The following is a 9,969-nucleotide window of genomic DNA, read 5'->3' as shown; positions in this document are numbered from 1 at the left end:
CCTGAGCCAGGATCAAACTCTCCATAAAAGAAATTTGATTAGCTCAAATTGTTTTGCTGGCATCAATTTTGATGTCCAAAATTTTTGTTTCGTTCACTAACCGAAGTTAGCTCAGAAACTATATTGATTACGTTTTGCTTGTTCAGTTTTCAAGGTTCATTTTGTTCGTCGTTTTTCAGCGACTTCTTTATAATAACATCTCTTTCAACTTGTGTCAACAACTTTTTCAGAAGTTTTTTCACTCGTTTTTTTAATGTTTTTCGTTACGTCTTAGCGACAATTAATATAATACAATATCAATATATTAATCGTCAATACTTTTTTATAAAAAAATATCGAGGTATTTTCTATACCTCGATTACTAGCATACTATATGACTTATTTAAATTCTATAGAATCTTTATTTACCTTATAATGTCGGTGGAATATCATTTCACTTTTTGCAACGACAGGTTCAATAAGAATGTAGCCTTTATCTACTAGATACTCTACAAACACTTCTAAGTCTACGGAATAGTTCACAAGCTCATGATGATCATGCAATTCTTGAATTGTCCATGACTCTTTTGTTTGCATTACTTCTAATATATGTTGAGCTCCGTCTTGTGTACGTGAATGGATTAAAAACTCGCTTGCTAAAAACAATAGTTCTAATCGCTTTTCTATTGGCTCAGTGCTCGTAACGAGTTCTTCATATAACTTATAAATTGCCGGCTCTATCTTTTTTACTTGTGCCCACACTGTAACTTCAGGATATAGTCCACTATCGATAATGGACAATCGCCCTAAATGATGCAATGAATCAACAACATGATTATAAGCATCTAAATAGCTTCCCTTATCAAAATATTCTTTTCCTTCTAAATAACGTCTAATTAACTTTGAAAATTGTATCCCGGTTTTTATTTTCCGACCGTTGAATGGAAACTCTTGTAGTTCAATTTTTAACTTATGAAGAAATTCATTACGATCAAACAAGACTCTACCGAAGAAAATCCAATCAACTACTTTTTTATTAGAACCAATAAGTAACCACTTCCGTAACAATTTTTCTGTAACAGTATGTAAGGCTACCTTATTCCCTTCATATAAATAATGCTTCGAGAAAACAGGTTGATCCGCTTCCTTCACAATAATAAGTAATATTGTATCAAAGGTGTCTGTAACATTACTTTGCTCTTCACGCTTTTCCATTAAAATGACACCTAATGTATTAGACTGACTCGCACGTTCTTGGTATATAGGACGCAAAACTTGCTCCATGTTCAGTCCCCCTCTATTTGTTATGTGACTTTATTTCGTTAAAATTTCGACACACTCCGAAAGTATTCCTTCTTTGCCTTAGTCAAAACTAAAATACTTTGTTCTTATATGTTATAGTAGATTTTAGATTGGGAGGCAAGATATAGTATGAAACCTTACAAAAGTAAAATTAATAAAATCCGTTCATTTGCATTAGCACTTATTTTTATCGGCTTTGTTGTTATGTATGGGGGAATATTCTTCAAAAACAATCCCATCCTTGTCTTAATCTTTATGACACTCGGTTTACTGTGTATTATCGGTAGTACGGTTGTCTATGCTTGGATTGGACTTCTTTCAACAAGAGCCGTTCAAGTTGAGTGCCCAAATTGTCATAAGCATACGAAAGTGTTAGGTCGTGTCGATATGTGCATGTACTGCAATGAACCTTTAACACTCGATCCAACACTTGAAGGAAAAGAGTTCGATCAATCTTACAATAACAAAGCAAAAAATTCCTAGCCCTTATGCAAGAGCTAGGATTTTTTTATGCCGCTTCTTTGGAGTTATTACCCCGTACTATATACTCACTGTGTACTTTGAAATATGCTTTTCTTTCAGACCAGCTATACCAATTTTGAAAAACTGCTGTTGATTTTGCCTGTCATCGAATGATTTTATCATTTGTTCTACTAATTTTTGCGCAATCATATCGTTTGTGTCACCGGAAGACTGTTCTTGTTCCTCATGCTTCGCCAGTTTCACTTCTCTCACAATTACCTTTTCGCCATTTTCTTTCGTTACGATATGGCGTACATAACCATGCTCTTTTTTGATTTCATATGTTGCTTTTCTTTTTCGATTGGTTAAAAACAAATCATCCGATAAACGGGTATCCTTTTTTAATGTACTAAAGTAATTACTACTCCCTAATTGTACATTCATTCTATCCCTCCTATTAATTATGGATTCCCTATTATTAATATCGTTCATAGTCAGTCTTTTTTTACGAATTTCTCACTCCACGATAAAAAGCAAGCGAGCTCATTGCCCACTTGCTTTTTATTGCTGGAACTTTGGTAATAAAACCAAAAACGTCTTATTGTACTTTTGCTGCTACATCTTTACAAGATGGGCATGTGCCGTATATTTCTAGACGGTGTGTGTGGACATCAAAGTCTGTTACTTGTGATGCGAAATGTTCAATTTCATCTAACCCTGGGTAATGGAAATCGACTATTTTACCACAGCATTCACAAATCATATGATAATGATCGTTTGTCACAAAATCAAAACGGCTAGAAGCATCACCATATGTTAGCTCTTTCACTAATCCTACTTCACGGAATACACGTAAATTATTGTAGACAGTTGCCACACTCATATTTGGAAACTTCCCCTCAAGCGCTTTATAAATCTCATCAGCCGTTGGATGAGTCATCGATTGAATCAAATATTCTAAAATAGCATGACGCTGAGGAGTAATGCGTACACCAGTTGTTTTTAACGTGTCAAGTGCATCCTGTAAATGCGGTATAGACATCGTCATGCACCCCTTTTCATAAGTATTATTAATTTATAATTGTTATAATTAGTGTATCCAATCAAGCTAACATCTGTCAACTTTCGTCCTAAGCATCGCAACATTAATTTGCAATTTAGTATCCTCTTGATAAATCCACAACATTTTCTAACGCTGTATCTCCATTCAACCACTTCACTAAGCTTGGTTTAAAAATATCTAAGCTCCGCTCCACATAACGAGAAGAATGGCTTGATACATGTGGTGAGACGATGACATTCGGACATGACCATAAAGGGCTACTCGCACGAAGTGGTTCCTCTTCAAAGACATCTAAAACTGCGTAGCCAATTTCAGCTGTTTCCATTGCATGCATAAGAACCTTCTCATCTACTAAATTCCCACGCCCAAAATTCATGAAAATGGCATCGTTTTTCATTGCTTTAAAATGCTCTTCCTTTAATAAATGCGTAGTTTCCACCGTTTTTGGCAAGACAGAAATGACGATATCCGCCTTCGGCAACACCTCTGTTAATTGGCCGAAATTTACCATCTCATCCATATAAGGTGCAGCATTCCCTGAACGGTTACAGCCAATTGTCGTTACACCGAATGCTTGTAATAAGCGGCCAACTTCTGCTCCAATTGCACCAGGTCCTAATATTAATGCGGTATTATCACGTAATTCCGTTTGCTGCCCTTTTTTCGACCATTCTTTTTTCTTTTGCTGCTCATACATCCAAGGCAATGCACGCTTTATTGCTAAAATATGCGCAAGCATCGACTCAGCCATAGGTGATTTATGAATTCCCCGCACGTTGGATACTAAAATATCGCGCTCTATAATGGCCTGTGCTGGCATTTTTTCAACACCTGCTGAAGCAACAAAAATCCATTTTAGTTTTGTTGCATATTGCATATTGTCATTATTTAAATCTTCACCATATGTAACTAGTACATCAGCTTTTTGTAGCTCTTCTATAGATAAGCCACTTTCAAACATGAAATCACATTGTGGAAACTCCGCTACTAACGGTTCGCGTAAATCCGGTCTTGGCTCAAACGTAAAATAAATTCTCATTCATGTTCCTCCTGGTTTGCCAAAAATGCGTATACTTCTTCTATATGATTTTTCACACGTACTTTGCGCCACGCCTTTATAAGATGACCCTCTGTATCAATTAAAAAGGTAGAACGCTCAATCCCCATATATTCGCGTCCGTACATTTTCTTTAACACCCAGACGCCATAAGCCTCCGCCACAGCATGATCCTCATCCACTAAAAGAGAAAATGGTAGCCCATGCTTATCAATAAACTTCGTATGCTTTTGGGCATTATCAGGACTTACGCCCAATACTACAGCGTTTAACTGACTGAAGTCCTCATGCTTATCACGGAAATCACATGCTTCTGTTGTACAGCCCGGTGTCATATCTTTCGGATAAAAATACAAAATGACATTTTTGCCTCTAAAATCTGCTAATTTTACGTGCTCCCCTTTTTCATTAACAAGTGTAAAATCAGGTGCCTTTTGTCCTTCGACTAACGTCATCACAATCTCCTCCTTTGTATGTCTTATTTTACTCTAAGTAACAAATCAAGTCATATACCTTATTTCTTTGGATTTCTTACACTGATAGGTCTACAATAGATTAAGTATAATTACTTAGGAGGCATAATTTATGAATCACTCAAAATCTGAAGCAGTACACGCAGAAGCGCTTTTACATATCGTTGGTGGTGTTAACAGCCCTTCTCGTTCTTATAAAGCAGTTGGTGGTGGTTCCCCTGTTGCCATGGCACGAGGAAAAGGAGCTTATTTCTGGGATGTTGACGGCAACCGTTATATCGACTATTTAGCTGCATACGGTCCCCTTGTTACAGGGCATGGCCATCCGCATATCGCGAAGGCCATTGCCAATGCCGCTGAAAACGGTACATTATTCGGTACGCCAACTGAATATGAGGTAACGTTTGCAAAAATGCTAAAAGAAGCAATTCCTTCAATGGATAAAGTACGCTTTAATAACTCTGGTACAGAAGCAGTAATGACAACTATTCGCGTTGCTCGTGCCTATACTGGTCGTACAAAAATTATGAAGTTTGCCGGCTGCTACCACGGTCACTTTGACTTAGTATTAGTAGCTGCAGGTTCGGGGCCAGCAACATTAGGTACACCAGACTCAGCAGGTGTTACAACGGCTACAGCAGAAGAAGTCATTACAGTACCTTTTAATAATCCACAAGCCTTTACTGAAGCGATGGATAAATGGGGCGATCAAATCGCAGGTATTTTAATTGAACCTATCGTAGGTAACTTCGGAATTGTTGAACCAAAGCCAGGATTTTTAGAATTAGTGCACGCTATGGCAAAAGAAAAAGGTGCACTTACGATTTATGATGAAGTCATTACGGCATTCCGCTTCCATTACGGTGGTGCACAAACTTTACTTGGTTTAACGCCTGACCTTACTGCTTTAGGGAAAGTCATTGGTGGCGGTTTACCAATCGGTGCTTACGGTGGTCGCAAAGAAATTATGGATACAGTTGCACCGCTTGGCCCAGCATACCAAGCAGGAACAATGGCTGGAAACCCTGCATCCATGCAAGCAGGTATCGCATGTTTAGAAGTATTAGCAACACCAGGTGTGTACGATGAAATGGATCGTCTTGGGGCAATTTTAGAAGAAGGTATTTTAGCTGCCGCAAAAAAACATGGTGTTACCATTACTTTAAATCGTCTTAAAGGTGCGCTTACAATTTACTTTACAGATGTGAAGGTAGAAAACTATGAGCAAGCCGAAAATACGGACGGGGAAATTTTCGGTCGCTTCTTTAAACTAATGCTTAACCAAGGCATTAACCTCGCTCCATCTAAATATGAAGCATGGTTTTTAACAACTGAGCATACAGAAGCAGATATTCGCGAAACAATTGAAGCTGTAGACTATGCATTTTCTCAACTTTAACATTGAAACAAAAAAGGCGACTTCCAATAGGGTGTCGCTTTTTTTATATGAGGGTATATAAATCTATGTATTTTATAGGAACTTCCTTCTATAATGTAAAGAAGCATTAATTAATCCTTGGCGTAATTACGTCCAAATTTTTATCGAGTGTACTGAAAGTCTGCGACAATTGCCGAGGTCTTTAACTTGCTTTAGCGCCACTTTAGTAGTGGACACTTCTACTAAGACAAGTAAAAATATTAGACAGAAAGGACATCGATTTTTTTATGAAATTAGGTGCCCGCGTATTTAAAACTGGCGTAGCGATTGTCTTTGCTCTATTTGTTGCAGAGCTCCTGCAATTACCATCCCCAGTATTTGCTGGAATTGCAGCAATCTTTGCGATTCAACCGTCCATTTACCGCTCCTATCAAACGATAGTGGAGCAAGTACAGGCAAATATTATTGGTGCCACTGTTGCAGTAGTCTTTGGTCTGCTTTTTAGTCATCACGTTGTGGCTATCGGTATTGCAGTAATTGTCGCGATAGGCATTATGTTAAAATTCAAGCTTGAAAAATCACTTTCTCTAGCACTCGTTTCTGTTGTTGCCATTATGGAAATACAAGGTGATGATTTTTTAACGTTCAGCTTAATCCGCTTTCTAACAATTTTAGTAGGTGTATTAGCAGCATTTGTTGTTAATCTTGTGTTTTTACCACCTAAATATGAGGTAAAGCTTTTCCGCAAAATTTACTTTTTGCAGGACGATATTATTCGCTGGACACGACTAGCTGTTCGACAAGCTTCTGAGCATACTTCTACGAAAACAGCTTTAAACAAATTTAGAGATCGTATGCTTAGAGTGGATACACTTTATGAGTTTTTTAAAGAAGAACGAAATTATTTTAAAAATAAGAAGTACGTGAAAGCACGGAAATTAGTGGTGTACCGTCAAATGATTACGACTTCAAAAAAGAGTTTAGAATTGTTACAGCGTCTGCATAATCATGAAAATGAATTAGCCCATTTACCGACGCAATTCCATTTAATGATTCAAGAGCGGTTAGATTTCCTGCTTACCTACCACGAGCAGCTATTACTGAAATATACAGGGAAATTGAAGCCTGAGCATTCTGAATGGAGTAAAAATATTGAGTACATTCAGCGCAATCAATTAATGGAGATTTTTATCCGTCAGGTGACTGTTGCCCATCAAGAAGGCGATACTGAATTTTCGAGTTATCACCTCCTCTATATTTTATCGCGTATTTTAGATTACGAAGAAAATTTAGAGCATTTGGATACGTTAATTGTGTCCTATCAAAACTACCATGGCGAAGAAATTAACTTAGAGATTGAAGAAGAGTTTATTTAATAGCTCGATTTTAAGCAAACCCCACCATCCTATGGTGGGGTTTGTTTCGTTACGCCAAAAGGTGCCAGGCACTCAAACAATTTCATCCTGACTTGCAAAAAAGTAAGAAGACCCTATGGTAACTACTCTGTGCCCTTGGAAAGGGTAATGGATTTTTACGGGTGGTAAGCTTATGCGTTGCTAAGTGTTAGATTTTAATACCATTAATTGTTGCTCAATTTGTTGACGTTTAGTTGCTTGTTCAGCCCGTATTTGGCGATAATCTGCAATACCCGTAACGATAGTGTCCCACATGTCTTCGAGTGACATCGTTGGCTCATATTGTTGTGCGGATTTCACACTTTCACTAACTGCATCACTATATTCCCCACCAAATTGCTTCAACCGCTGTTCAAAAGCAGCTGCAGACTGTTGTTGTAGCTGTTGACGTTTTTCATTTACTGCATTCATAATCCCCATCTTAAAAACAGGGATGGTCTTAATGAACGCTCCGTTAATTTGCTCCATTAATTGGCTATTGCCATTCACTAGCATATCCATTTGCGTTGCCCCTAAGATTGCCACCATTCGCGATTTCTCCAGCTCATCTATTTTTTGAGCCAATGTTTCCGTAATAGCTTGCAACGTTGTTAGCTCCATTTTAGCAATTTGATTACCTGCTTCACTTTGTTTTTCATACATCGGAATTAACGTGGTCGTAATTTCGTCTCTCTTCATTTCTGCTGCAACAATATATTTTTCCAGCGCTAAATAATAAGTCAAATTTTCGTTATACAAACGAGCAAGCATGCGATTATCATTAGCTAATGCCTCTTCCATTAACACAAATTGATAATGTATTTTTTCTATATCTCTGCCAAGACTATTATATTTAGCATATAAATCTTCCTTCACTTTCGGCGTGCGCTTAAACAGTTTTCCAAAGAAACCTTGTTGCTCACTAAGTTCTTTTTTATCAAATTTATTCATTAAGGCTTCAAGCTGCTTTAATAATTCATTAGATGCATTTACTTTTGAATGTGCAATCGTTTTTAAAATTTGGTCCGAGAAACGCGAAAGCTTTATGGCAGGCTCCTTACCGAGCTCTGTTAATTGAAGCTTATTTTTCACATCGATTTGACCTGCAATGTGTAGTACTTCAGGATTTTGGCATAATTCTTGTTTCGTTAAGTCTGCTGTTTCAGCTGTCAATCGTTCAAGAACAATCGCTCTCTTCGACATCTTGTTCCTCCCTTCCAGCCGTCAGAAGAAACGGTTAAATAATTTTTTAATCATTTTATCGGGTTTTGCCTTTTGTTGCTTTGGCGCTTCAAAAGGTAAATCAAACACCATATGCTCTAAGCGATGCACATCATACGTATCTTCTAGCAAATGTTTTTCTAAATCAAGCTTTCCGGTTGGATTGTAAAAAATAATATCTACACCGAAGCGATTTAAAAAAGCTAACAAAGCTATATCTTCTCGTGACAATGCCGGTTGCTGTGGAGCTTGATAAAGCACTAATTTTGGCACTTCCTGTGCATAGTCAAAACTTTGTAACAGGCGCAAAATGTCCTTTGGAATCATTGTCATTTGTTTAAAAATAAATAATTGCAAATCATACTGAGATTCATTCGGTTGTAGTTTTAGCATTGGCTGTTCACAGGATATTTTCATAGTATGGGCAATCGCTTGTTGTAGCTCCAATGTCAACTCATCATACTGCCACCAATCACTTTGCATAATGCGCTCGGTCGATAGTTCACCATTGACTAAACAATGCTTATAGTGAAAATGAAAATTAGCTTTACTCGTTTTAGCATATGGAAACTCCTGCACAAATACCGTTTGGGGATTTGCGAGCAGTTGATGCATATTCGCCCAATAGTCTTCACGTCTACTAGAGACACCACTAATTTTTGCGAATATAACAGGAATGACTACTTCATCTCGCAATACCTCAAACTTCGGGCGAACCATTGCTTTTTCATTGGCATAAATAAACACATCATCATATGTCATACGTAGCGTTAAGGAGCGCGGCATATGATCTTTAAATTGCCATGGTCGATAAACACCGGATTGCTGGTCATGCATTAAATGGTCAAAATGTTGGCTAGAGCTATAGCCAACGGTTGCTTGCCGATCTCGAAGTTTATCAGGAAATGGCTGTAACGCGGTTTGACTAACGTAAGTGTACGTAACAGAAAATTCATTTGCTGGATCAAGCGTTGCGAACTCATCTATGGCAGCAGGATGAAAAATCAATACATCACAGCCAAGCTCCATTAACAATAGAAGAAAATAACGCTGACTCATTGTCGTTTCTCCATACCAAACGACCTTCGGAAAATCATCAGTTGGCTTCATCGATTTTGTCCATTGAATCCAATGATTTTTTAACCACTTTACCATATCAATTAAAAAGCGACGAAAGTCATTTGCTAGTAAACCGAGTGATTGTTGCTCCCTGAAGCGCTCCACTACACGCATCGTGACGAGCTGTAAATGACGATTCATGGAAGGATCATCATGTTTAGGAATGAGCTGATGACCATACATCATGGCAATTAGTCGATTAATTGACAAGCCTTTAGGGGATTGTTGATGTTGCTCTAAAATGCTTTGTAATGCCTGAAAATCTTGCTGATCGATATGTTTGTTTAATTCTTCGCTTAAAATATGAACTTGTGGATTTTGTGACATTGTATATAAAGAATTAAAATAATCATCTTCCTCTATCGGAACACCTAAAATACGGACAGCAATACGACTAAAACGTACTTGTTGTGCTGTCACCTCGTATACTGTTCGTACATTTGCTGCATCTTGGAAGGCTTGTAACCAATCATAAGAATCTCTTTCTAAGACTGATTCAATTGTGACTGTTTGCATACAAG

At 37.6% G+C, this 9,969-nt stretch carries 10 protein-coding genes; 3 read left to right on the top strand and 7 right to left on the bottom strand.

Going from position 1 to position 9,969, the window contains the following annotated elements:
• Positions 1-378: 378 nt before the first annotated feature.
• A complete protein-coding gene (locus ACIQXI_RS20080; protein ID WP_402928053.1) occupies positions 379-1,263 on the bottom strand; it encodes a nucleotidyltransferase-like protein in 885 nt (294 codons plus the stop codon).
• Positions 1,264-1,410: 147 nt separating this feature from the next.
• On the opposite strand from ACIQXI_RS20080, the gene ACIQXI_RS20075 reads away from it, so the two are divergent.
• On the top strand, positions 1,411-1,764 hold the full coding sequence (locus ACIQXI_RS20075) for a YgzB family protein (RefSeq protein WP_173479549.1): 354 nt from the start codon (positions 1,411-1,413) through the stop codon (positions 1,762-1,764).
• A 57-nt stretch (positions 1,765-1,821) separates the two neighbouring features.
• Here the strand turns inward: ACIQXI_RS20075 and ACIQXI_RS20070 are convergent, their stop codons facing one another.
• The 4 genes from ACIQXI_RS20070 to bcp all read right to left on the bottom strand — a co-directional run bounded on the left by ACIQXI_RS20070 (position 1,822) and on the right by bcp (position 4,318).
• A complete protein-coding gene (locus ACIQXI_RS20070) occupies positions 1,822-2,187 on the bottom strand; it encodes a hypothetical protein (RefSeq protein ID WP_402928051.1) in 366 nt (121 codons plus the stop codon).
• 154 nt (positions 2,188-2,341) lie between these two features.
• Positions 2,342-2,785 carry a peroxide-responsive transcriptional repressor PerR gene (gene perR, locus ACIQXI_RS20065; RefSeq protein ID WP_401013795.1) on the bottom strand — a complete coding sequence of 148 codons (444 nt, stop codon included), beginning with the start codon at positions 2,783-2,785 and terminating at the stop codon, positions 2,342-2,344.
• Between the two features lie 115 nt (positions 2,786-2,900).
• Positions 2,901-3,845: a D-2-hydroxyacid dehydrogenase gene (locus tag ACIQXI_RS20060; RefSeq protein WP_402928049.1), complete on the bottom strand. Its 945-nt coding sequence runs from the start codon at positions 3,843-3,845 to the stop codon at positions 2,901-2,903.
• Positions 3,842-4,318, bottom strand: a complete 477-nt coding sequence (gene bcp / locus ACIQXI_RS20055) for a thioredoxin-dependent thiol peroxidase (protein WP_402928048.1) — start codon at positions 4,316-4,318, stop codon at positions 3,842-3,844. The genes ACIQXI_RS20060 and bcp overlap by 4 nt, the downstream gene beginning before the upstream one ends.
• Positions 4,319-4,448: 130 nt before the next feature.
• Here bcp and ACIQXI_RS20050 point away from each other — a divergent pair, with 130 nt between their 5' ends.
• Complete coding sequence (locus ACIQXI_RS20050) at positions 4,449-5,735, top strand: glutamate-1-semialdehyde 2,1-aminomutase (RefSeq protein ID WP_402928047.1); 1,287 nt, start codon at positions 4,449-4,451, stop codon at positions 5,733-5,735.
• 266 nt (positions 5,736-6,001) lie between these two features.
• Complete coding sequence (locus ACIQXI_RS20045; protein WP_402928045.1) at positions 6,002-7,090, top strand: FUSC family protein; 1,089 nt, start codon at positions 6,002-6,004, stop codon at positions 7,088-7,090.
• A gap of 180 nt (positions 7,091-7,270) precedes the next feature.
• Here the strand turns inward: ACIQXI_RS20045 and ACIQXI_RS20040 are convergent, their stop codons facing one another.
• Both ACIQXI_RS20040 and ACIQXI_RS20035 read right to left on the bottom strand, forming a co-directional pair.
• The gene (locus ACIQXI_RS20040) at positions 7,271-8,311 is read right to left on the bottom strand and encodes a toxic anion resistance protein (protein WP_402928044.1); all 1,041 of its coding nucleotides are present in this window, start codon (positions 8,309-8,311) and stop codon (positions 7,271-7,273) included.
• A gap of 21 nt (positions 8,312-8,332) precedes the next feature.
• A complete protein-coding gene (locus ACIQXI_RS20035) occupies positions 8,333-9,964 on the bottom strand; it encodes a YceG family protein (RefSeq protein ID WP_402928042.1) in 1,632 nt (543 codons plus the stop codon).
• Positions 9,965-9,969 lie beyond the last annotated feature (5 nt).

The sequence above is a fragment of the Lysinibacillus sp. NPDC097195 genome (assembly GCF_044762075.1).
GTDB lineage: Bacteria > Bacillota > Bacilli > Bacillales_A > Planococcaceae > Lysinibacillus.
The sequence above is the reverse complement of the archived record's forward strand: the minus strand, read 5'-3'. Positions and strand labels throughout refer to the sequence as shown.